Below are 20,676 nucleotides of genomic sequence, written 5' to 3' on the forward strand. Positions count from 1 at the left end.
GGAGAGCCGGCATGAACGGAGAGCCGGCATGAACGGGCCGCAAGACCTCGGCGGGCAGATGGGTTTCGGGGCGGTCGCGCCTGAAAAGGACGAACCCTATTTCCACGCCGAGTGGGAAAAGCGCGCCCTGGGTGTCACGCTCACCGCCGGCGCCATGGGCGCCTGGAACATCGACGAGAGCCGGCATGCGCGGGAATCGCTGCATCCGGCCGACTATTACGCCTCAAGCTATTACCAGATCTGGATCAAGGCGCTGGAGACGCTTTTGAAGCGCCACGGCTTTGTTACCGAGCGCGACCTTGCGGCCGGCAAGGCGGTCGATCCGACCGCGACGCCCAAGCGCGTACTGAAGGCGGCGGACGTGCCGGCGGCGCTCGCCAAAGGCGGGCCGTGCGACCGGCCGGTCGCCGCGCCGGCGCGGTTCCGGGCGGGCGACCGCGTGCGGACGAAGAATTTCAACCCCACCGGCCACACGCGCCTGCCGCGCTATGCGCGCGGCAAGCACGGGACGATCGAGGCGGTGCGCGATGGCTTCGTGTTCCCCGACAGCAATGCGCATGGCAAGGGCGAGAACCCGCAATGGGTCTATACGGTAGTTTTCGACGGCGCGGAGATCTGGGGCGAGGGCGCCGATCCGACTTTGATCGTCTCCATCGATGCCTGGGAGAGCTATCTTGAGCCGGCCTAAGAGCGAACGGCCGACGGTTTTTGACGATCCGGTGTTCGCGGAGCCATGGCAGGCGGAAGCTTTCGCCATGACGGTCGCGCTGCACGACAAAGGCCTGTTTTCGTGGAGCGAATGGGCGGACGCCCTGTCGGCCGAGGTGAAGAAGCCGGACGCCGCGAGCGACGGCCACGACTATTACGAGCACTGGCTGGCGGCGCTGGAAAAGCTGCTATCGTCAAAAGGCATCGCCGGCAAGGGCGAGGTCGACGAACTCGCCGCCGCCTGGGCGCGTGCCGCGCACGCCACCCCGCACGGCAAGCCGATCCTGCTCGAAAACGATCCCGGGCCTAGCAGGTAGCATAGACTCCAACAGGTTTGTTCCCTTTACGTTCTTGTTTGCGCCTGATAGCGTGCCGAGCTGGTAACAAACGAGATCGTCACCGACGACGCCGGTGATGGGACGCCAATCTTGTATTTCGCACGCGAATCCGGTCTGTCGCGCTGATGGAATTCTCTCCCCAACAGGACGAGGCTCTGAAGGCGGTCGGGCGCTGGCTGAAGGACGGCCGGCCGCAGGTCTTTCGCCTGTTCGGCTATGCCGGCACCGGCAAGACGACGCTGGCGCGCTACTTCGCCGAGCATGTCGACGGGCAGGTGCAGTTCGCCGCTTTCACCGGCAAGGCAGCCCAGGTGCTGCGCTCCAAGGGAGCGGTCAACGCCCGCACCATCCACTCGCTGATCTACCGGCCGAGGGGCGAGGAGTCGGTCGAGGACGAAGTGACCGGCAAGACCTCGATCTCGCCGACCTTCGCGCTCAACCGGCAAAGTCCGATCGCGCGCGCCAAGCTGGTCGTCATCGATGAATGCTCGATGGTCGACGAGCAGCTTGGCCGCGACCTGATGAGCTTTGGGACGCCGATCCTCGTTCTGGGCGACCCCGCGCAGCTGCCGCCGATCTCGGGCGGCGGCTTCTTCACCCAGCACGAGCCGGATGTGCTGCTCACCGAAATTCATCGCCAGGCACGCGACAATCCGATCATCCGGCTGGCGCTCGACGTGCGCGAGGGCCGCGAGTTCATGCATGGCGACTACGGCACGGCGCAGGTGATCGGCAGGGAAGGCGTCAACCAGGAGCTCGTGCTGAAGGCGGACCAGGTGCTTGTCGGCACCAACCGCACGCGGCGCCGCTATAACCAGCGGCTGCGCGAGCTGAAGGGTTTCAATGCCGACTATCCGCAGGCCGGCGACAAGCTGGTGTGCCTGCGCAACGATCCGGCCAAGGGGCTGCTCAACGGCTCGCTGTGGAAGGTGATGACCTCGTCGCGCGAGACGGTAAAGCCCGGCATCAACCTGCTGGTCTCGCCGGAGGAGGACGATCCCGACCGCGGCGTCGCCAAGATCAAGCTGTTGAAGGCGGCGTTCGAGGATCCGGAGGCCGAAATCCCCTGGCAGCAGAAGAAGCGTTTCGACGATTTCGACTACGGCTATGCGCTGACGGTCCATAAGGCGCAGGGCTCGCAATGGAACGACGTCGTGCTGTTCGACGAGAGCTGGGCGTTCAAGGAGACAAGGCAGCGCTGGCTCTATACGGCGATCACCCGCGCGGCCGAGCGGCTGACGATCGTGCGATGAGGTGGCCGATCACACCGGTCTGGCGCCGAGCCATCGCCACGCCGACGGCTCGTCATCGCTGTCGAAGTGCCTGAATTCGAAAGGCAAGCTCCTCGGGAAGAAGGCCTGGACATAGGATGCCCAGGCCGGATCGCCGATCGCGGCGCAGCGCACCGCATGTTCGAGCACATGGGCCGCGCCCTGCCGAAGCGTCTCTTGCGATATGCTCTTCCAGTCGATGCTTCCGTGGTCGGTCAGCCGCACCAGCACGTCAATCCTCGGATGCAGCGCATAGGCCGCTTCCAGTAGGCCGAACAAATTCTCGGCGTCGGCCGGGGAAACATCCCCGACCACGTCGATGGCGAAAAGTGCATCTCGGTTGGTGTCGATGCGGCGTATCGCCGGCACAGCATCGAGGGAATTCACTGGCAAATCCTTGCGTTGACCACCATCTCGTCCTCTGGAACACCGGAAACCCTCTATCTGTTCCCTGCAAAGGCGCTATAGATGCGCGCCAGCACAGAGCGGTTCAGTGTTTGACAAGATCGCCGAGCCGCTCTGAGTATTTGTTCAACTGGACGCCGGATCATGCCCGCAAAGCTTTCGGTCAACCTCAACGCCGTCGCCATGCTGCGCAACCGTCGCGATCTGCCGTGGCCGAGCGTTACCGGAATTGGCCGTATCGCGCTTGCCGCCGGCGCGCATGGACTGACTGTCCATCCGCGGCCTGACGAGCGGCATACCAGACATTCCGACCTGCCGGAAATCAGGGCGCTGATCGACGATGAGTTCCCCCAGGCGGAATTCAACATCGAAGGCTATCCGACCGAGGATTTCCTGGCACTTGTCGAGGAGAACCAGCCGGAACAGGTGACGCTGGTGCCGGACGACCCGGCGCAGGCGACGTCGGACCATGGCTGGAATTTCGTCGCCCAGGCCGCGTTCCTGACGCCGATCGTCAAGCGGCTGAAGAAGGGCGGGTTTCGCGTGTCGCTGTTTTCCGACGCCGATCCGGCCGGGGTGAATGCCGCGCGCGATACCGGCGCCGACAGGATAGAGCTCTATACCGGGCCCTATGGCGGTTACCATTCCGATTCCGCCAAGGCGGCCAAGGAGTTGGAAAGACTGGGAAAGACCGCGGACGCGGCCCATGCGGCGGGGCTTCAGGTCAATGCCGGCCACGACCTGACCGTGAACAACCTGCCGGCGCTCGCCAAGCGTATCCCGGCATTGGCCGAAGTATCGATCGGACATGGGTTGACAGCGGATGCGCTGGAGTATGGCATGGCCGGCACGGTTGGGCGGTTCTTGAAGGCCTGCGGATGGTAGGTGAGGAAGCCTTGCGTAGTCCCGGCGATTGTCGCGACTCCAGCACGTCGCGTGGCCTTCGAGTACCGCGAATCCGATAAAGTGGGGTCAATGGTGCTAGCCAACGCCAGCGGCGAGTCGGAAATCCTCGAACACTCGCACCATGCCGAAGCCGAACGCCACCACAGCACCAAGGTGCTGATGCTTGGGGCGCTCGGCGTCGTCTACGGCGATATCGGCACCAGCCCGATCTACGCTTTCCGCGAGGCGCTCCATGCTTCGTCGAGTTCGGTTGCCCGCCACGATGTGCTTGGCGTGCTGTCGCTGATCGTGTGGGCGCTGACCATCATTGTCACCATCAAATATGTCGCCTTCGTGCTGAGGGCAGACAACAAGGGCGAGGGTGGCACGCTGTCTCTCATGGCGCTTGCGAGGAGTGCTTATCCCAACGGATCCAGGCTTATCCTTGCCATCGGCCTTTGCGGCGCGGCGCTGTTTTTCGGCGATTCGGTTATCACCCCGGCTATTTCCGTGCTTTCCGCAGTGGAAGGCCTGGAGGTCGTGACACCTGCGCTCGATGCCTATGTCGTTCCGATCACGCTGGTGATCCTGGCAGTCCTTTTTGCCGTGCAACGTTTTGGAACAGGCAAAGTGGCGGCCGTCTTTGGCCCGGTGACGGCGACGTGGTTCGTGGCTATCGGCGTTGCCGGCCTCTACCATATCGTCGACGATCCGTCCGTCCTCCTGGCGGTCAATCCCTATTATGCGGTCTATTACCTGGCCACTACCCCGACGGGTGCCTTCGTCACCGTCGGCGCGGTGTTCCTGGCGGTCACCGGCGCCGAGGCGCTCTATGTCGACCTCGGCCATTTCGGCCGCAAGCCGATCGTGCTTGCCTGGTTCTCGGTGGTTTTCCCTTGCCTGCTGCTCAACTATTTTGGGCAGGGCGCCTTCGTACTCTCGCATGGCGGCAAGCCAACCAACCCGTTCTTCCAGATGCTGCCCGAATGGGCGCTGATGCCGATGGTGGGCCTGGCGACGGCCGCGACGGTCATCGCCAGCCAGGCGGTGATTTCCGGCGCGTTCTCACTGACAAGGCAGGCCGTGCAGCTCAGTCTTTTGCCCCGCATCGAGGTGCAGCACACCTCCGAAATGCAAAGCGGCCAGATCTATATGCCGAGGGTCAATCTGCTGGTTGCGCTCGGCGTGATGCTTCTGGTCGTCGGCTTCGGCAGCTCGAGCGCACTGGCCGCCGCCTACGGCATCTCGGTGACCGGCGAGATGCTGATGACGACGGTGCTGCTATTTGTCGTCATGCGCTGGCTCTGGAAATGGCAGCTGGCGGTTGCCGTCGCACTGGCGCTGCTCTTCGGCGTCATCGACCTCGGCTTCTTCTCGGCCAATGTCGTCAAGATCGTCGAGGGCGGCTGGGTGTCGATCACGGTGGCCTCGATCATGGGGCTGATCATGTGGACCTGGGTGCGGGGCAGCCGCTTTCTCTTCGACAAGACCCGCCGCAACGAGATCCCGCTCGACTTCCTGGCAATAAATCTCCTGAAGAAGAAGCCGCAACTCGTGTCGGGCACGGCCGTGTTCCTGACCAGCGACCCGCTGAGCGCGCCGACCGCGCTGATGCACAGTCTCAAGCACTACAAGGTGCTGCACGAGCAGAACGTCATTCTCTCGGTGGTGACGGCGCCGCAGCCGGTGGTGCCGGACAGCGAGCGGGTGAAGATGGAGACGGTCAACGAACTGTTCATGCGAGTGACACTGACCTTCGGCTACATGGAGCAGCCCAATATTCCGCGCGCGCTGGCGATCTGCCGCAAGCAGGGCTGGAAGTTCGACATCATGACGACGTCCTTCTTCCTGTCCCGCCGCTCGCTCAAGGCCTCACCCAATTCCGGCATGCCGGTCTGGCAGGACCGGCTGTTCATCAGCCTGGCGCGCAGCGCGGCGGATGCGACCGAGTATTTCCAAATTCCCACTGGGCGCGTGGTCGAGATCGGCACCCAGGTCGCAATCTGACCCTTCAAGCCGGCACTTTGTGCAATAGATTTGAATGGACCGGCGCAAGCCCGAGCCCTGCACCGGTGGCATGGGTGTCCTAACGCCAGGGCACTTGATATTGCACCGCAGCAAGCGTAGAGCACCGCGCATTTTATCGGAGTATCGTCCATGGCCCTTGCCAATGGTGCTGAGGCGGAACCCGTCGACCAGACGGGCCATCCGGAAATAGAGCAGCACAGCACGAAAGTGCTGATGCTGGGCGCGCTGGGCGTGGTCTATGGCGATATCGGAACCAGCCCGATCTACGCGTTCCGCGAAGCCTTGCATGCCTCGTCGGGCGGTGACGTCGCCAACCGTGCCGATATTCTGGGTGTGCTGTCGCTGATCATCTGGTCGCTGACCATCACGGTCACCATAAAATACATCATGTTCGTGCTGCGCGCCGACAACCGCGGCGAGGGGGGCGTGCTGTCGCTGATGGCGCTGGTGCGCGGCAGTTTCCCCACGCGCTCGGCGATCATCCTCGGCATCGGCATCATCGGGGCGTCGCTGTTCTTCGGCGACGCGGTGATCACGCCCGCGATCTCGGTGCTTTCGGCGGTCGAAGGCCTGGAGGTCGTGACGCCGGCCTTCCAGCCTTATGTCGTGCCGCTGACACTGCTCGTCCTCGCCATCCTGTTTGCCGTGCAGCGCTTCGGCACGGGTGGCGTCGGCCTCGTGTTCGGCCCGGTCACGGCGATATGGTTCCTGGCCATCGGGCTTTCCGGCATCAATCACATCGTCGACGACCCCGAGATCCTGTGGGCGATCAGCCCGCATTACATCGTCGCCTTCCTGATCAATTCGCCCGACGTTTCCTTCGTGACCATCGGCGCGGTGTTCCTCGCGGTCACCGGCGCCGAGGCGCTTTATGCCGATCTCGGCCATTTCGGCCGCAAGCCGATCGTGCTGGCGTGGCTGGCGATCGTGTTTCCGTGCCTGCTCTTGAACTATGCCGGGCAGGGTGCCTTTGTGCTCGCCAAGGGCGGCACGGTCGGCCATCCGTTCTTCGAAATGAACGAGGGCTGGGCGCTCATCCCCATGGTGGCGCTGGCGACGGCGGCGACGGTGATCGCCAGCCAAGCGGTGATTTCCGGCGCCTATTCGCTGACTAGGCAGGCGGTGCAGCTCAACATGCTGCCGCGCCTCGAAATCCTGCATACGTCGGAAAAGCAATCCGGGCAGATCTACATGCCGCGCGTCAACATGCTGCTGGCGCTTGTGGTGATGCTGCTGGTGGTCGGCTTCGGAGCGTCCAGCAGACTTGCCTCGGCCTACGGCATCTCGGTGACCGGCAACATGCTGGTGACGACGACGCTGCTCTTCGTCGTCATGACGCGCATCTGGAAGTGGAACATCTGGCCGGCGGTCGCGCTGACAGCAATGTTCGCGCTCATCGACATCGGTTTCTTCGCCTCCAACATCGTCAAGGTCTTCGAGGGCGGCTGGTCTTCTCTGGCCGTTGCCTTTGCCATCATCCTCGGCATGTGGACCTGGGTGCGCGGCAGCCGTTATCTCTTCGACAAGACGCGACGCAACGAGATCCCGCTCGACTTCCTGGCGGCGAACCTTTTGAAGAAGAAGCCGCAGCTGGTGTCGGGCACGGCCGTGTTCCTGACCAGCGATCCGCTGAGCGCGCCGACCGCGCTGATGCATAGCCTGAAGCACTACAAGGTGCTGCATGAACAGAACGTCATCCTTTCGGTGGTGACGGCGCCGCAGCCGGTGGTGCCCGATAGCGAGCGGGTGAAGATGGAGACGGTCAACGAGCTATTCATGCGGGTGACACTGACCTTCGGCTACATGGAGCAGCCGAACATCCCGCGCGCGCTGGCGATCTGCCGCAAGCAGGGCTGGAAGTTTGACATCATGACGACGTCCTTCTTCCTGTCCCGCCGCTCGCTGAAGGCCTCGCCCAATTCCGGCATGCCGATATGGCAGGACAGGCTGTTCATCGGTCTTGCGAAGACGGCGGCGGATGCGACAGAGTACTTCCAGATCCCCACGGGACGCGTCGTCGAGATCGGCACGCAGGTCGCCATTTGAAGGGCTGCAAGGCGTTCTCGGCTGGGCGCCGCGATCGCGCGAAGACGCGCTCGTCGCCACCGGCGAAAGCCTGATCCGGCTCGGATTGCTGAAAAAGGCGAAATAGCGCGCCCTGGGCCGAGACGTCCAAGGCGCGCCAGTTTCAGCCGAGCAGGGCGGCCTTGTTCGCTTCCAGGAACTGCTTCAACGTTTGCGGCTTACGACCCGACAGCGTCTCGACCGTATCGGTCACCATGCCGATGCGGCCGGAACGTGTATTGGCGTCGAACGATACGACGATGCGGGCAAAGTCCTCGGGAAGCCCCGCCGCCTTCACGCCCTCTGTCAACGCCTCGTCCGGCACCTGGATGACTTCCAGCGGCTTGCCGATGACTTCGGTCACCAGAGCGGCGATCTCGCCCGTCGTGTAGGCCTGCGGACCGGTCAGCGTGTAGATAGAGCTTTCCTTCGAGCCGGACGCGAGGCCTGCGGCAATGGCGGCCGCCATGTCGTCGCGCGCGCCATGGGCGATGCGGCCATCGGCGGCAGAGGTGTACCACTTGCCGGACGCAATGGCGTGCGGCAGGGCAAGGAACAGGTTCTCCTGATACCAGCCGTTGCGGAAGATGGTGTAGGGAATCCCGCTCGCCTTGATCGCCTGCTCGGTGCCGTAGTGATCGCCGGCGAACAGCACCGGAGAGACGGGCTCGGGGTTTGGCATCGAGGTGTAGAGCAGGTGCGAAACGCCGGCCGCCTTGGCCGCGGCGACCGCCGCCTGATGCTGCTTCAGGCGCCGGTCGCTCTTCAGGTCGAGCTCACCGGTCGAGACGATCAGCACCCGGTCGGCACCTTTGAACGCGTTCTCGAGCGATGCCGGATCGTCGAAATCGGCTGCCCTGACGGTGACGCCGCGGGCCGCGAGATCGGCGAGGTTTTCGGGGTTGCGCGTGGTGGCGACGATGTTCGCCGGCGCGACCTTCTGCGCATCCAGCAGATGATTGACCACGGCGCGGCCGAGATGGCCGGAAGCGCCGGTGACGAGGAGGGTTTCGGTCATGGGAGGTTTCCTGAAATAGCGCCGAGAGGCGGGTGCTGTTGATGGTCTCAAAAAGAGACCAGCGCTAAAATAGGAATTGACCCAAGGCCGTAAAGAAGGCAGTTTTTCGGGAGGTAGGCACAGCCGGGGAACCACCGGGCGGTCGCCGCCTCGACCAATGGATGCCGGGATGGACAGCAAGATCTTCAATCTGAAATCGAAGCTCGAGGTCTACAAGGCCATGACCGGCGGCGGCAATTTCGCCGATTGCCCGGTTCGCGACGTGATTCAGGGCATCAGCGGCAAATGGAGCTCACTGCTGGTCATGGCCCTGGCCGAGAAGCCTTACCGGTTCGGGGAGCTGCGCCGCCTTGTGCCCGACATCTCACAGCGTATGCTCACCCAGACGCTCTACGAGCTGCAGCGCGACGGCTATGTGCATCGCGAGGTGTTTCCGACCAAGCCGCCGAGCGTCGAGTACAGCCTCACCGATCTCGGCCGCTCGATGTTCGCGCCGTTGGAGATGCTCATCCAATGGGCCGAACGCAACCACGATGCCGTGCGCGATGCGCGCGCCGCATTCGATGCCGCGCACGCCTGAGATATCCGCAATCGGCGACAAGCATCGAAGCGCCAGCGGTTATCGACCCGTTCAGGCCGATCGGGCTTGCGGGGTTTCAACGGCCTGCAGCCGGATGGTCTCGGAAAGATAAGATCCCTTTGCCCGCAGGAAGGCGTGCAGCCGCCGCGGATAGTCGGCGCCGACCGCTTCCTTGACCGATTGCCGCTTGCTCAAGGCCTCGCGCCAGGCGTGGATCAGAGGCTTGCCGTCGAGAATGCCGAAATCGTCGATATGGTCGAACGTGTCGAAATAGCGGAAAATCGGCCCGTAGACGGCATCGACCAGCGAGAAGCGGTCGCCGTCGAACCACGGACCGCTCCCCCTTTCCGACAGTTCCGCCTCCACGCGGGCAAACATTTGCGCCAGAGCCTTGCTTTCAAGGGAAAAAGCGGCCTCATCGGCAGCGGAATAGAAGCGGCCGATCGCATTGAGGGTGGCCGAGCCGAATTCGATCCAGGCGCGGTGCCGCGCCCGCATGAGCGGATCGGCCGGATGCAGCGGATTGATCTCGGTCTCGTCGAGGAATTCGAGGATGACGGCGGATTCGAAAATAACTTCTTCCCCGCCGCCGTGTCGAACGCGGAGCAGCGGCACCTTGCCGAGCGGCGAGATGGCCTTGAACCAGTCGGGCTTGTTCGAGAGGTCGACATTGACCCGTTCGAACGGCACGCCTTTTTCGGCGAGCGCTATCGCCGCGCGCTGGACGTAGGGGCAAAGGTGATGGCTGACCAGGGTGAGCCTTGCGGTCATCTCACTCACCCCAGACATAGTTCAGAGCGCCGTCCTCGACCCGCGTCGACAGGAACATCAGGCGCGAGCCCTTCGGCGCCGGGCCTTCGAGGCGCTCACCGCTTTCCATGTCGAAGCGCGCGCCGTGCCATTGACAGACGAAGGCGCCGTCCTTGCAATCGAGCGGCCCGCCGAAATGCAGGCAGGCATTGGCCGCGGCGCGGATGCGCTCGCCGCTGCGCCAGACATGGACCTCGCGACCGAAGAAGGGCGCGACCAGGCTGCCGGTCTGCGGGATGTCGGCCACGTTGCAGATTTCATGTTTCATCGAAGAACTCCATATCAATGCAATTGCATCTATGTGGATGCATCCGCATCGCTTGTCAAGCTTGATGCAGTTGCATCTATCGAATAAGGTCCCTCGATGAAGAGAAAATCTCCTACGCCCGAAGCCGTCAAAGCCTGGGGCCGTTTGATGCGCGTGTCGCGCCAACTGGTCGAAAAGGCCGAGGACGCGCTGAAGGCCGAGGAACTGCCGCCACTCGCCTGGTACGACGTGCTGCACGAGCTTGCCGAGGCGGGCGAGGGCGGCTTGCGGCCCTTCGAGCTGATCGATCGGGTCTTGCTGGCGCAGTACAACGTCTCGCGGCTGCTCACCCGGCTGGAAGCGGATGGCCTGGTGGAAAAGTTGCCCGTCTCGGACGATGGCCGCGGCCAGACCGTGCGCATCACGCCGGCGGGGCGCGAGACGCGCCGCCGCATCTGGGCAGTCTACGGAAAAGCCATATCGGAACTAATGGGCGACAAGCTCTCTGTCAGCGAACTGGGGGTGCTGGCTAGTTTGCTCGGGCGGCTGCGCGATCCGCCAATCACGGAATGACAGCGCGGCAGCCACGGCCAGGGCAAGCAGACCGGTCAGCATCCTGTCCTCCGGCAAGAGAAGCCATCGGCGGAAAATAGCCCTTGCTTGGCAGCGGGCAATAAGGCATAGAAGCCGAACCGTAACGTACGGTACGCCTATTGACGGTGATGGACGTATTCCGAGGGAAGTGTGTTGCACAGCGTGCCAGAAAGCGACAACAGCGAGGCGCTGACCGAGCGGCAGCAGGCCGTTTTGGAGACGGCACTTCGCCTGCTGGTCGAAGAGGGCGACAAACTGACCATGACTGCGGTGGCGCGGCGGGCGAATTGCTCCAAGGAAACGCTCTACAAATGGTTCGGCGACCGCGACGGACTGCTGACGGCAACGGTGCAGTGGCAGGCCTCGAAAGTGCGCGTGGCGCCCGTGGACCGGAAGGGCCTCGACCTTGCCTCGCTGACGGCAAGTCTCGAACGCTTCGCTTCCGACTGGCTGAGGGTGATCTCCAGCGATACGTCCATCGCGCTCAATCGCGTCGCCGTCGGCCATGCCGGCTCCGGGAAGGATGACCTTGGCGCGATCGTGCTGCAGAATGGGCGCATCGCGCTGGCCAGGCGCCTGAAGCCCGTGCTGGAGGCAGGACGCGAGGCCGGGCTGCTCGATTTCGACGACGCCGAGACGGCGTTCCGGACCTTTTTCGGGCTGGTCGCCCGCGACGTTCAGATCCGGCTTCTGCTCGGCGACCGGCTGCAATTGACCGAGACCGCAATCGGCGACGACGCCGCCCGCGCGACACGGCAGTTTCTCGCTCTCCACGGGTCAAAGACCAGGAGAGCAAACAACCGGCCGCAAGGCCCCGGAGCCGGATGATTTCAGGTCAAGTCGACCTGAAATCTGAATCCGGCTCCAAATCAAAGAGATAGAGCATGATGTCGTCGGAAAACCGCTTCACACTTTTCGGCATCATGCTCTGATCTTCAAAACGGGAAGGAAGACGAAAAAATGCGTGTCTATTACGATCGTGACGCGGATCTCAATCTGATCAAGGGCAAGAAGGTCGCCATCATCGGCTATGGCAGCCAGGGCCGCGCGCATGCGCTCAACCTCAAGGATTCCGGCGTCAAGGAAATCGCCATCGGCCTGAAGGCTGGCTCGGCGACCGCCAAGAAGGTCGAGGCCGACGGGCTCAAGGTGATGAGCGTGGCGGATGCCGCCAAATGGGCCGACCTGATGATGATGGCGACGCCCGACGAATTGCAGGCCGATATCTACAAGAACGAGATCGCGCCCAACATCCGCGACGGCGCGGCGATCGCCTTCGCGCACGGCCTCAACGTGCATTTCGGCCTGATCGAGCCGAAGGCCTCGGTCGACGTCGTCATGATCGCGCCGAAGGGACCCGGCCACACGGTGCGCGGCGAGTACCAGAAGGGCGGCGGCGTGCCGTGCCTGGTCGCCGTCAACCAGGACGCTTCGGGCAACGCGCTCGACCTCGCGCTCTCCTATGCCTGCGGCGTCGGCGGCGGCCGCTCCGGCATCATCGAGACCAACTTCCGCGAGGAATGCGAGACCGACCTGTTCGGCGAGCAGGTTGTGCTGTGCGGCGGTCTGGTGGAACTGATCCGCGCCGGTTTCGAGACGCTGGTGGAAGCCGGCTACGCGCCGGAAATGGCCTATTTCGAGTGCTTGCACGAGGTCAAGCTGATCGTCGACCTGATCTATGAGGGTGGCATCGCCAACATGAACTACTCGATCTCGAACACCGCCGAATGGGGCGAATATGTCTCGGGTCCGCGTATCATCACCGCCGAGACCAAGGCCGAGATGAAGCGCATCCTGAAGGATATCCAGACCGGCAAGTTCACCTCGGAATGGATGCAGGAGTACCGCGCCGGCCTGTCGCGCTTCAAGGGCATCCGCCGCATGAACGACAGCCACCAGATCGAGGAAGTCGGCGCCAAGCTGCGCGCGATGATGCCGTGGATCGCCAAGAACAAGCTGGTCGACAAGGCGAAGAACTAAGCGATCCACGTTCGTTTGCCTTGCGCGTCCTCGGGCTTCGCCCTGCGGTCGCGCGGGGTGATCGCCAGGAGCAAGCTGGTCGACAAGGCGAAGAACTAGGAAGCTTGCGCCAATTCTACCCTGCCGGCCATCTGCCGCAGGTTTCTGCGCTTCTGGTGCTCACGGACCTCAATGTCCGCTCCGCTCCGGCCTTCGCCGGCCGAAGCCCTCGTAGTGTGTTCGCTCTATGAAGGCTACGGCCGGCGTAGGCCGGTTCTCGAAACCCGCACCAGCTGACTCGGCAGGGCGAATTGTCGTCAAGCTCCGGTCGTGAACATGAAGCCGGCGGAGCGATCCGCCGTTTTTTCACGCTCAGCCGTAGTGCCAGTGCGGCTTCGGTTCCGTGCCGTTGAACTCGATGCCGATGCGGTCGTCGCGGCGCCAGCGGACCATCGCCTTGTAGCCGATGCCGTCGGTCGGCACGTAAAGCAGGAATTCGTCGGGCACGCGCGCCTCGATCGGCACCTTCAATTCTGCGCCGCCGGGATGCATGTTGCGCACCGTACACTTGACCTCGGAATTGTTGATGCCGGTCAGGATCGCGGCGCCCTTCAGCACGCGTTGCCTGTGCTTGCCTCTCTGCTCGTTCTCAGCCATGGCGGGCATGTCCTAGCGGATCGCAACACGGCGATCGTCATGTGGGGGCACGGCATCACGGATAAACGCCGCCGCTAAATTTACAGTTATTGCGCTGCGGCCGATTTCTTTTTTGCCAAAAAGAAACGGCGCCGCGATGGGCGCCGTTTCATTCTTGCTGCCGACCGGCTCAGATGTAGGGCGAAATGCACTGCCGGCGCGGGCCATAATTGGGCTGGAAGGTATTGTCCCAAGCGCGATAGGACCGGTAACGGTCGTAGCACCAGCGGACATGGGCGCTGGAAAGCCGCTCGGTCCGATAGATGCGCCGCGGATGGTAGTAGCGCGGATAGGGATCATAATAGTAGGGATCGTAGTAGTTGTTGTAGGCAAGGCTGCCCAAGCCGAGGCCAAGGCCTAAGCCCAGAAGGGCGGCGTCACCACTATCGAAACTTCGATGATGGCGATGATGCCGCCAGCGCCAGTCGCCGCCATCCCAGTCACGGGAGAAATGACGGTCTCGCCAGTCGCCGCCGCGCCATCTGAAATCACGGCCCTGCCAGTCGCCGCCGCGCCGCCAGCGCCAGTCATACATCTGCGGCGAGTAGTTGTTGCCGCCGGCCCAGCTGTCGCGGACAGGTATGATCGCAGGTGCCGCCGTGCTGGTGGCGGCCGAGAGATCCGGCTGCAGGATCGGGCCGGCAATCGACGGCGCCGTCAGGCCCGCCATGAGGCCCAAGGCCATCAGCCCAGAGCCGAGGGAAGACAAGAGCGGTTTCATTTCACTCTCCAAGGAGTAAAGGCCCCACGCCCAGAACACCCCGGGAAGAGGCCTATTGATGGGACTTTTCGTCTGAACGGAGGATGAACGGAAAGGTTCCGTCAACCATGACGGGCATCGCGTGGCTCTTGTTTTCACCCCCGCTTGCGGGCAAAGGTCTCGGCCATGTCGCTGCGTCTCGCCACCTTCAACGTCGAGAACCTGATGAACAGGTTCGATTTCTCGGGCTACCGCAACCAGCTCAACGAGGACCGGACGCTGGCGCTGTTCGATATCCAGAACGAGGCTGAATACAGGCTGCTCGAACAGGCGCGCACCATCGCCCAGTCAGACGACACCCGCCAGCTTACCGCGCTCGCCATAGCCGCAACCCGCGCCGACATCATCTGCATGCAGGAGGTCGACAATATCGAGGCGCTGAAGGCCTTCGAATATGGCTATCTCTTCAAGATGATCGGGCAGGGCTATCGCCAGAAATACACCACCGCCGGCAATGATGCCCGCGGCATCGATGTCGCCGTGATGATGCGCAGCGAGACCGCGCAGGGCCAGCCGATCGAGTTCGTGCGCATGACCAGCCATGCCTACGTCACGTTCGAGCAATTCGGCCTGTTCACGCCCGAGCTTGCGGCACTTGGGTTCCTGGCCAACGAGCGCATCTTCCGGCGTGACTGCCTGGAAATCGACGTGACGATTGGTGGGGTGCCGCTGACGCTCTATCTGGTGCACTTCAAATCGATGGGCTCGCCGCGCAACGGGCTCGACGGCCGCGAGGCGACGATGCCGCTGCGCATGGCCGAGGCGCAGGCCGTGCGCCGCATCATCGAGGAGCGTTTCGGCAAGGACCATGCGGCCGACAGGCGCTGGGCGATCTGCGGCGACATGAACGATTACCGGCAGCGCGTGAAGATCGAAGGCGACAGTTTCGACGGCTACCGTTTCGAGGTGGTCGACGAAGCCCAGTCCTCGATCAACGTGCTCACCGCCGGCGGCTTCTGCGAGAATGTCGTCGAGCGGCGGCCGGAGATGGATCGCTGGAGCTTTTATCACACGCGGGGGCCGGAGGAACGGCATCTGTGCCAGTTGGACTATGTCCTGCTGTCGAAGGCGCTGGCGGCGAAGAATGCCACCGCGGTGCCGGAGATCATCCGCAACGGACAGCCCTGGCGCACCATCTTTCCGCCAGGCCAGGAAGTCGAGCGTTTCCCGCGCGCCGGGTGGGACAGGCCGAAGGCTTCGGACCATTGCCCGGTAGTGATCAATCTGGACATGGCGTGATCCCGTGAGTTTCGACCTGCCGCGCAACGTCATCCTGCCGGTCGACGAAGTCGACGTACGGCTCGACCCAAATCCTCATCCTTTTGAGCGCGACAACCAGGTGGCGATCGCCGAAAACTGGCGACGCGAGATGGACGCAAAGCCGGCGCTCTACGACGGCACGGTGGCGCTGCTTTCGGCGCTCGCCTATCGCGACAACCGGCTTGTCGGCCGCTGCCATGCGGTAAAGTATTCGACCTTCATGCTTTGGCGCAAGAACCGCGAGTTGAGCGGCGCCGAGCATGCCTATGCGCATGCCGTGCTGGTGGCCGGCGACAACGCGCTGGTGGCGATCCGCATGGGCTCGCACACGGTGAACGCCGGCCGCGTCTACTTCGCCGCAGGCTCCTTCGAGCCGATCGATTTCCGCGACGGTATCGTCGATGTCGACTTCAACATGATCCGCGAGGTGGGCGAGGAGACCGGCATCGACCTGTCGGCAGCTCGGCGCGGACCGCGTTACCACGCGCTATCGACGCCGAGCGGCACTGTGATCTTCCGCCGCTATCATGTCGCCGAGCCGGCCGTAGAGGTTGCGCGGAGGATCAGCGCCTTCGTTGCCGCAGAGAGCGAACCGGAGATCGAGGGCCCGGTCATCATTCGCAATGCCGCCGATCTGCCGGACGGCCTGATGGGCCATATGAAGCCGCTCGTCGAATGGCATTTTGCCGACAAGCAGGACTGACGCGATCGCGGCCTGCCGAGCCCAAGCGGCAGTCTATTCATGCCTCAGCGCATCGATCGGGTCGAGCCTGGCGCCGCGCAGCGCCGGGAAGAAGCCGAACACCACGCCGATCAGCGCCGAGAAGCCGACGGCGAGCAGGATGACCGCCGGGCTCGGCGCGAAGGGTATGGTCAACGTCGCCGAAGCTATGCCGGCGAGCCCCAGGCCGATAAGGATACCGATGATGCCGCCGAGCAGCGACAGCACGGTCGCCTCGACCAGGAACTGGATCAAGATGTGTTTCTCATGCGCGCCGATCGCCAGCCTGATACCGATCTCGCGTGTGCGTTCGGTGACCGAGACCAGCATGATGTTCATGATGCCGATGCCGCCGACCAGGAGGCTGACGCCGGCGACGGCGCCCAGCATGCCGGTCATGGTGGTGGTGGCGCTGGCCATGGCGTCGGCGATCTGGGTCATGTCGCGAATCGAGAAATCGGGATCGCGGTCCGGCGTGATGCGGCGCGTGTCGCGCAAGATGTCCTCGACGCGCGGCTGCAGTTCGGTGGTCGGCGTCCTGTCGTCGGCGGCGATGTAGATATTGTCGACGTCGCGATTGCCGGCGATGCGCCGCTGGTAGGCGGCTAAAGGCATCAGCACGACATTGTCCTGGTCCTGGCCGAAGCCGGTGTAGCCCTTCGGCTCCAGCAGGCCGATGATCCTGCAGGAGGTGCGGTTGACGCGGATGGTCTCGCCCTCCGGATCGCCGGCGCCGAAGAATTGCTGACGCACCGTCTCGCCGACCAGGCACACGCCGGCACCGGCGCGCGCCTCGGAATCGCTGAAGGGGCGGCCGGAAACCAGCTTCCAGTCGCGCGCGTCGAGATAGGCGCTGTCGGTGCCGGTGACGCCCGACGTCAGGCTCTCCGTGCCGAAGATGACGCGCACCTGCTTCTGCGAAGCCGGCGCGATGGCGCGGGCGCCGCTGAGGTGGGCGACCAGCGCTTCAACATCCTTGGCGGCCAGCGGTCGGGTGACCTGGTCGAGCCCGCCCGGTCCGCCGGGCCCGGCGGGACGGCCGGCGCGGACGACGAGAAGATTGCTGCCGAGCTTCGAGATGTCGGCCTTGACCTTCTCGGTGGTGCCTGAGCCGATGGTGAGCATGGCGATGACGGCGGCAACGCCGATGACGATGCCGAGCAGGGTCAGGAACGAGCGCAGCACGTTCCGGCGGATCGAAATCAGCGAAAGGCGGACGGTCTCCCAAATCATGCGGCCTCGGCTTTCGTTGTGTCCGAGGCGACGTGGCCGTCGAGGAAGCGCACGGTGCGCTCAGCATATCCGGCGACGTCGGCCTCGTGCGTGACCATGACGATGGTGAGGCCGAGCTCGGCGTTCAGCCTGGTCAGCAATTCCATGATCTCGTGCGTGCGCGCCGTGTCCAGATTTCCCGTCGGCTCGTCGGCGACGAGCAGCGTCGGTTTGGTGACGATGGCGCGCGCGATCGCAACGCGCTGCTGTTGACCGCCCGAAAGCTCGGCTGGCGTGTGGTGCTCGCGTCCGACCAGCCCGACCTGGGCAAGCGCCCGCATGGCGCGATCACGGCGCTCGCGGGCGGAAACGCCACGATAGATCAGCGGCAGCTCGACATTTTCCGCTGCCGTGGTGCGGGGCAGCAGATTGTAGCCCTGGAAGACGAAGCCGACATAGAGGTTGCGCAGCAGGGCGCGGCGGTTGCGGTCGAGCCGGCCGGCATCGATGCCCATGAAGCGGTAGGTTCCGGCCGTCGGCGTGTCGAGGCAGCCGATGATGTTCATGGCGGTCGACTTGCCCGAGCCGGACGGACCCATGATGGCGACGAATTCACCTCTGCGGATCTCAAGATCGACGCCGGCAAGCGCATGCACGCGCGCCTCGCCCGAGCCATAACTCTTCCAGACCTTGTCGAAAGTGATGAGCAGGGGGGCGGGCACGGATCAGCTCCGCTGCTGCGAGCCGGTGATGACCTCGACACCTTCCTGCAGGCCGGACGTGATCTCGGTCAGTTCGCCATCGGTCGAGCCGATCCTGACGTTGACGGCACGCGGCCGTCCGTTTTCCAGCACGTAGAGCAAGCGCGAGCCGTCGGTCGGCGCCTTCGCCACCTCGCGCTGCCGGTTGGGGCGGCCCATCCGGCCGGTGAACAGGTCGCTCAGGCTCCAGGCGCGGGCCGCCGGTTGCGCCGGGCGGTAACGGAAGGCCGTGGCCGGCACGGTGAGCACGCCCTTGGCCTGCCTTGTCACCACCGCGACGGTTGCCGTCATGCCGGGCCTGAGCAGAAGCTCGCCGTTGTCTACTTCGAGACGGGCATTGTAGGTGACGACACCATCAGTGGTGACCGAGGCGTAGGAAATGTCGCGGATCTCGGCGTCGAAGGGACGGTCCGGAAATGCATCGACCGTGAAGCGGGCATGCTGGCCGGGCTTGACCTGGCCGATATCGGCCTCGTCCACCGCCGCCTGCAGCTCCATGTTCCGCAGATCGGCGGCGATGACGAACAGCACCGGCGCCTGCAGCGAAGAGGCGACCGTCTGTCCCGGGTCGACCGAGCGCGTGAGCACGATGCCGTCGATCGGCGCATAGATGGTGCTCTTGGCAAGATCGGTCTGCTGCGCCTTGAGATCCGCCTCGGCAATAGCGAGATTGGCCTCGGCGCTGTCGAGCGCCGCCTTGGAGCGATCGCGCGTCGCGGTCGCCGCCTCGAGCGACTGATCCGTCGCCATGCCGCGCTTGGCGAGCGCGCTCGCGCGGACCACCGCGCTCTCGTTTTCCTGCAGCGTGACCTTGGCGTTCTCGACGGCCGCGGCTGCCGCCTTGGCCGAGGCGGTGGCGCGCTCGATCTGCACTTCGAGCTTGGCGGTGTCGAGCTTCGCGAGCACGTCGCCCTTCTTCACCTGCTGGTTCTCGCTGACCGCGACGGAGCGGACGATGCCGGAAAGCTCGCTGGAGATGTCGACCTGCGTCAGCGGCTGCAGCGTGCCGGTCGCCGACACCTGCACGGTCAGGTCGGCGACCGTCGCCGGAGCGGTCGTGTATTCGATTCGGGGCGGCGCGGCGGCGTTCCACCGGTAGGCGCCAATGGCGGCCGCCACGACCGCCAACGCCAGCAGCGCATAGAGCCAGCCGCGCCGGCGCTTGCGGCTCACGCCTTTGCGGTCGAGCCCGAGAGCGGCTTCGATGGAAGTGTCGGATTCTGCGTTTGGCGGATTGACAACCTGGTCCACCCCAGACCCCTATAGCGAAAAATTGCTGTCCCTTTTGGTGCACAAATCATGCCTTAAGGTTCGAATTTCAAATTAAATTTCCCTCATGTTGGGATTGAGGCGGAAATTCGGGACGAGGCGGAAGGTTTTCTCGATGGCACGCAGCTACTTGCTTTACGATGTGTTCACGACCGAGCGGCTGGCGGGGAATCCGCTCGCCGTGGTTCTCGACAGCCAGGGCCTGGACACGGCCGCCATGCAGGCGATCGCGCGCGAATTCAACCTGTCCGAGACGGTTTTCGTGCTGCCGCCCGACAATCCCAAGCACCGAAATCGGATTCGCATCTTCACGCCCGATTATGAGATGCCGTTCGCCGGCCATCCGACGGTCGGGTCGGCGATCGCGCTGGCGGAACTGGGGGGTGAGGCGGCGGGCGTCTTCGTGCTGGAGGAGAATATTGGTCCGGTGCGCTGCGCGGTGAGCAAGCATGATGGCGCTATTTTCGCCGAGTTCGACCTGGCGAGACTGCCAGAGCGGCTGGAACTCGCCGCCGACCCGGAAATGATCGGCGCAGCGCTCGGCCTTGCGCCGCACGAGATCGGCTTCGAGAATCACCGCGTCTCCTTCTGGTCGGCCGGCGTGCCCTATGTCGCCATTCCCGTCTCAGGCCTCGATGCGGCGGCAAAAATCAGGCTGGACAACCAGGCCTGGTCCGAGCTCGCGCCGCGCAAGAGCGAATGGGCGTTTGCCAGCCCCTATGTCTATTGCCGCGAGACAGTGCATCATGACAGCGCCTTCCATGTCCGCATGATCGTGCCCGGGACGCCCTCCTACGAAGACCCGGCGACCGGTTCGGCGGCGGCCGCCTTTGCCGGCGCGATCATGCATTTCGATGGTCCGACGGACGGAATCACGCAGCTTTGGATCGAGCAGGGGTTGGAGATGGGCCGGCCTTCGCGCATCCGGCTCGAGCTCAATGTCGACGGCGGAAAACTGGCGTCCGCGCGTATCGGTGGCCACGCGATCAGGGTCGCGGAAGGTCAGCTTTTCATCTGACAGGTGCGGCCTTTTCGAGCGGGCATGATCTTTTCCGAAAACCGGGAATCCACTTTTCGGGATCATGCCGTG

22 protein-coding genes are annotated in these 20,676 nt (G+C 63.9%); 13 read left to right on the plus strand and 9 right to left on the minus strand.

Going from position 1 to position 20,676, the window contains the following annotated elements:
- The first annotated feature begins 28 nt into the window (after window positions 1-28).
- The 3 genes from nthB (at window position 29) to P9236_RS01380 (ending at window position 2,299) form a co-directional block, all read left to right on the plus strand.
- Window positions 29-688 (plus strand): nitrile hydratase subunit beta, encoded by a 660-nt coding sequence (gene nthB / locus P9236_RS01370; RefSeq protein WP_278072810.1) that lies wholly within the window; start codon window positions 29-31, stop codon window positions 686-688.
- Window positions 657-1,025 carry a nitrile hydratase accessory protein gene (locus P9236_RS01375; RefSeq protein WP_278072811.1) on the plus strand — a complete coding sequence of 123 codons (369 nt, stop codon included), beginning with the start codon at window positions 657-659 and terminating at the stop codon, window positions 1,023-1,025. Before nthB ends, P9236_RS01375 begins: the two co-directional genes overlap by 32 nt.
- Before the next feature lie 146 nt (window positions 1,026-1,171).
- A complete protein-coding gene (locus P9236_RS01380) occupies window positions 1,172-2,299 on the plus strand; it encodes an ATP-dependent RecD-like DNA helicase (protein WP_278072812.1) in 1,128 nt (375 codons plus the stop codon).
- A 9-nt stretch (window positions 2,300-2,308) separates the two neighbouring features.
- Here P9236_RS01380 and P9236_RS01385 read toward each other — a convergent pair whose 3' ends face one another.
- Window positions 2,309-2,704, minus strand: coding sequence for an STAS/SEC14 domain-containing protein (locus tag P9236_RS01385; protein WP_278072813.1), 396 nt, complete (start codon window positions 2,702-2,704; stop codon window positions 2,309-2,311).
- Between the two features lie 162 nt (window positions 2,705-2,866).
- Between P9236_RS01385 and P9236_RS01390 the strand changes: the two genes are divergently transcribed.
- From P9236_RS01390 to P9236_RS01400, 3 genes are all read left to right on the plus strand, one after another.
- Complete coding sequence (locus tag P9236_RS01390; RefSeq protein ID WP_278072814.1) at window positions 2,867-3,607, plus strand: pyridoxine 5'-phosphate synthase; 741 nt, start codon at window positions 2,867-2,869, stop codon at window positions 3,605-3,607.
- Between the two features lie 90 nt (window positions 3,608-3,697).
- Window positions 3,698-5,614 (plus strand): potassium transporter Kup, encoded by a 1,917-nt coding sequence (locus P9236_RS01395; protein WP_278072815.1) that lies wholly within the window; start codon window positions 3,698-3,700, stop codon window positions 5,612-5,614.
- 150 nt (window positions 5,615-5,764) lie between these two features.
- Window positions 5,765-7,681 (plus strand): potassium transporter Kup, encoded by a 1,917-nt coding sequence (locus P9236_RS01400; RefSeq protein WP_278072816.1) that lies wholly within the window; start codon window positions 5,765-5,767, stop codon window positions 7,679-7,681.
- Window positions 7,682-7,823: 142 nt separating this feature from the next.
- Here the strand turns inward: P9236_RS01400 and P9236_RS01405 are convergent, their stop codons facing one another.
- Window positions 7,824-8,717: an SDR family oxidoreductase gene (locus P9236_RS01405; RefSeq protein WP_278072817.1), complete on the minus strand. Its 894-nt coding sequence runs from the start codon at window positions 8,715-8,717 to the stop codon at window positions 7,824-7,826.
- Window positions 8,718-8,886: 169 nt separating this feature from the next.
- Here P9236_RS01405 and P9236_RS01410 point away from each other — a divergent pair, with 169 nt between their 5' ends.
- Window positions 8,887-9,297 carry a helix-turn-helix domain-containing protein gene (locus tag P9236_RS01410; RefSeq protein WP_278072818.1) on the plus strand — a complete coding sequence of 137 codons (411 nt, stop codon included), beginning with the start codon at window positions 8,887-8,889 and terminating at the stop codon, window positions 9,295-9,297.
- A gap of 51 nt (window positions 9,298-9,348) precedes the next feature.
- Here P9236_RS01410 and P9236_RS01415 read toward each other — a convergent pair whose 3' ends face one another.
- Together P9236_RS01415 and P9236_RS01420 are read right to left on the minus strand one after the other, a co-directional pair.
- Window positions 9,349-10,068 (minus strand): glutathione S-transferase family protein, encoded by a 720-nt coding sequence (locus tag P9236_RS01415; protein WP_278072819.1) that lies wholly within the window; start codon window positions 10,066-10,068, stop codon window positions 9,349-9,351.
- A 1-nt stretch (window position 10,069) separates the two neighbouring features.
- Window positions 10,070-10,375, minus strand: a complete 306-nt coding sequence (locus tag P9236_RS01420) for a Rieske (2Fe-2S) protein (protein ID WP_278072820.1) — start codon at window positions 10,373-10,375, stop codon at window positions 10,070-10,072.
- 96 nt (window positions 10,376-10,471) lie between these two features.
- Between P9236_RS01420 and P9236_RS01425 the strand changes: the two genes are divergently transcribed.
- From P9236_RS01425 to ilvC, 3 genes are all read left to right on the plus strand, one after another.
- A complete protein-coding gene (locus P9236_RS01425) occupies window positions 10,472-10,927 on the plus strand; it encodes a MarR family winged helix-turn-helix transcriptional regulator (protein WP_278072821.1) in 456 nt (151 codons plus the stop codon).
- Between the two features lie 171 nt (window positions 10,928-11,098).
- Window positions 11,099-11,776, plus strand: coding sequence for a TetR/AcrR family transcriptional regulator (locus P9236_RS01430; protein WP_278072822.1), 678 nt, complete (start codon window positions 11,099-11,101; stop codon window positions 11,774-11,776).
- Window positions 11,777-11,908: 132 nt separating this feature from the next.
- Window positions 11,909-12,928 carry a ketol-acid reductoisomerase gene (gene ilvC / locus P9236_RS01435; protein ID WP_278072823.1) on the plus strand — a complete coding sequence of 340 codons (1,020 nt, stop codon included), beginning with the start codon at window positions 11,909-11,911 and terminating at the stop codon, window positions 12,926-12,928.
- 351 nt (window positions 12,929-13,279) lie between these two features.
- On the opposite strand, the gene P9236_RS01440 is transcribed toward ilvC, so the two are convergent.
- Window positions 13,280-13,564, minus strand: coding sequence for a PilZ domain-containing protein (locus P9236_RS01440; protein ID WP_278072824.1), 285 nt, complete (start codon window positions 13,562-13,564; stop codon window positions 13,280-13,282).
- A 169-nt stretch (window positions 13,565-13,733) separates the two neighbouring features.
- A complete protein-coding gene (locus P9236_RS01445) occupies window positions 13,734-14,324 on the minus strand; it encodes a BA14K family protein (protein WP_278072825.1) in 591 nt (196 codons plus the stop codon).
- A 165-nt stretch (window positions 14,325-14,489) separates the two neighbouring features.
- On the opposite strand from P9236_RS01445, the gene P9236_RS01450 reads away from it, so the two are divergent.
- Together P9236_RS01450 and P9236_RS01455 are read left to right on the plus strand one after the other, a co-directional pair.
- Complete coding sequence (locus tag P9236_RS01450) at window positions 14,490-15,602, plus strand: endonuclease/exonuclease/phosphatase family protein (RefSeq protein ID WP_278072826.1); 1,113 nt, start codon at window positions 14,490-14,492, stop codon at window positions 15,600-15,602.
- Between the two features lie 4 nt (window positions 15,603-15,606).
- Window positions 15,607-16,326 (plus strand): hypothetical protein, encoded by a 720-nt coding sequence (locus tag P9236_RS01455; RefSeq protein ID WP_278072827.1) that lies wholly within the window; start codon window positions 15,607-15,609, stop codon window positions 16,324-16,326.
- A 33-nt stretch (window positions 16,327-16,359) separates the two neighbouring features.
- On the opposite strand, the gene P9236_RS01460 is transcribed toward P9236_RS01455, so the two are convergent.
- The 3 genes from P9236_RS01460 to P9236_RS01470 are packed head-to-tail and all read right to left on the minus strand — an operon-like array spanning window position 16,360 to window position 19,568.
- The gene (locus P9236_RS01460; RefSeq protein ID WP_278072828.1) at window positions 16,360-17,577 is read right to left on the minus strand and encodes an ABC transporter permease; all 1,218 of its coding nucleotides are present in this window, start codon (window positions 17,575-17,577) and stop codon (window positions 16,360-16,362) included.
- Window positions 17,574-18,278 carry an ABC transporter ATP-binding protein gene (locus tag P9236_RS01465; RefSeq protein WP_278072829.1) on the minus strand — a complete coding sequence of 235 codons (705 nt, stop codon included), beginning with the start codon at window positions 18,276-18,278 and terminating at the stop codon, window positions 17,574-17,576. Before P9236_RS01465 ends, P9236_RS01460 begins: the two co-directional genes overlap by 4 nt.
- A 3-nt stretch (window positions 18,279-18,281) precedes the next feature.
- On the minus strand, window positions 18,282-19,568 hold the full coding sequence (locus tag P9236_RS01470; protein ID WP_278072830.1) for an efflux RND transporter periplasmic adaptor subunit: 1,287 nt from the start codon (window positions 19,566-19,568) through the stop codon (window positions 18,282-18,284).
- A gap of 133 nt (window positions 19,569-19,701) precedes the next feature.
- On the opposite strand from P9236_RS01470, the gene P9236_RS01475 reads away from it, so the two are divergent.
- Window positions 19,702-20,604, plus strand: coding sequence for a PhzF family phenazine biosynthesis protein (locus P9236_RS01475; protein ID WP_278072831.1), 903 nt, complete (start codon window positions 19,702-19,704; stop codon window positions 20,602-20,604).
- Window positions 20,605-20,676: the final 72 nt, after the last annotated feature.

Origin of the sequence: Mesorhizobium sp. WSM4884, from assembly GCF_029625675.1 — a bacterium.
Taxonomy (GTDB): domain Bacteria; phylum Pseudomonadota; class Alphaproteobacteria; order Rhizobiales; family Rhizobiaceae; genus Mesorhizobium.

What these genes read in the sequence shown, in the direction of transcription:
- P9236_RS01425 (WP_278072821.1), top strand. Translation starts at nt 10,472, where the DNA reads ATGAAGAGAAAATCTCCTACGCCCGAAGCCGTCAAAGCCTGGGGCCGT.
- P9236_RS01475 (WP_278072831.1), top strand. Translation starts at nt 19,702, where the DNA reads ATGGCACGCAGCTACTTGCTTTACGATGTGTTCACGACCGAGCGGCTG.
- P9236_RS01395 (WP_278072815.1), top strand. Translation starts at nt 3,698, where the DNA reads ATGGTGCTAGCCAACGCCAGCGGCGAGTCGGAAATCCTCGAACACTCG.
- P9236_RS01420 (WP_278072820.1), bottom strand. Translation starts at nt 10,375, where the DNA reads ATGAAACATGAAATCTGCAACGTGGCCGACATCCCGCAGACCGGCAGC.
- P9236_RS01405 (WP_278072817.1), bottom strand. Translation starts at nt 8,717, where the DNA reads ATGACCGAAACCCTCCTCGTCACCGGCGCTTCCGGCCATCTCGGCCGC.
- P9236_RS01460 (WP_278072828.1), bottom strand. Translation starts at nt 17,577, where the DNA reads ATGATTTGGGAGACCGTCCGCCTTTCGCTGATTTCGATCCGCCGGAAC.
- ilvC (WP_278072823.1), top strand. Translation starts at nt 11,909, where the DNA reads ATGCGTGTCTATTACGATCGTGACGCGGATCTCAATCTGATCAAGGGC.
- P9236_RS01410 (WP_278072818.1), top strand. Translation starts at nt 8,887, where the DNA reads ATGGACAGCAAGATCTTCAATCTGAAATCGAAGCTCGAGGTCTACAAG.
- P9236_RS01375 (WP_278072811.1), top strand. Translation starts at nt 657, where the DNA reads ATGCCTGGGAGAGCTATCTTGAGCCGGCCTAAGAGCGAACGGCCGACG.
- P9236_RS01440 (WP_278072824.1), bottom strand. Translation starts at nt 13,564, where the DNA reads ATGGCTGAGAACGAGCAGAGAGGCAAGCACAGGCAACGCGTGCTGAAG.
- nthB (WP_278072810.1), top strand. Translation starts at nt 29, where the DNA reads ATGAACGGGCCGCAAGACCTCGGCGGGCAGATGGGTTTCGGGGCGGTC.
- P9236_RS01380 (WP_278072812.1), top strand. Translation starts at nt 1,172, where the DNA reads ATGGAATTCTCTCCCCAACAGGACGAGGCTCTGAAGGCGGTCGGGCGC.
- P9236_RS01415 (WP_278072819.1), bottom strand. Translation starts at nt 10,068, where the DNA reads ATGACCGCAAGGCTCACCCTGGTCAGCCATCACCTTTGCCCCTACGTC.
- P9236_RS01450 (WP_278072826.1), top strand. Translation starts at nt 14,490, where the DNA reads ATGTCGCTGCGTCTCGCCACCTTCAACGTCGAGAACCTGATGAACAGG.
- P9236_RS01445 (WP_278072825.1), bottom strand. Translation starts at nt 14,324, where the DNA reads ATGAAACCGCTCTTGTCTTCCCTCGGCTCTGGGCTGATGGCCTTGGGC.
- P9236_RS01390 (WP_278072814.1), top strand. Translation starts at nt 2,867, where the DNA reads ATGCCCGCAAAGCTTTCGGTCAACCTCAACGCCGTCGCCATGCTGCGC.
- P9236_RS01400 (WP_278072816.1), top strand. Translation starts at nt 5,765, where the DNA reads ATGGCCCTTGCCAATGGTGCTGAGGCGGAACCCGTCGACCAGACGGGC.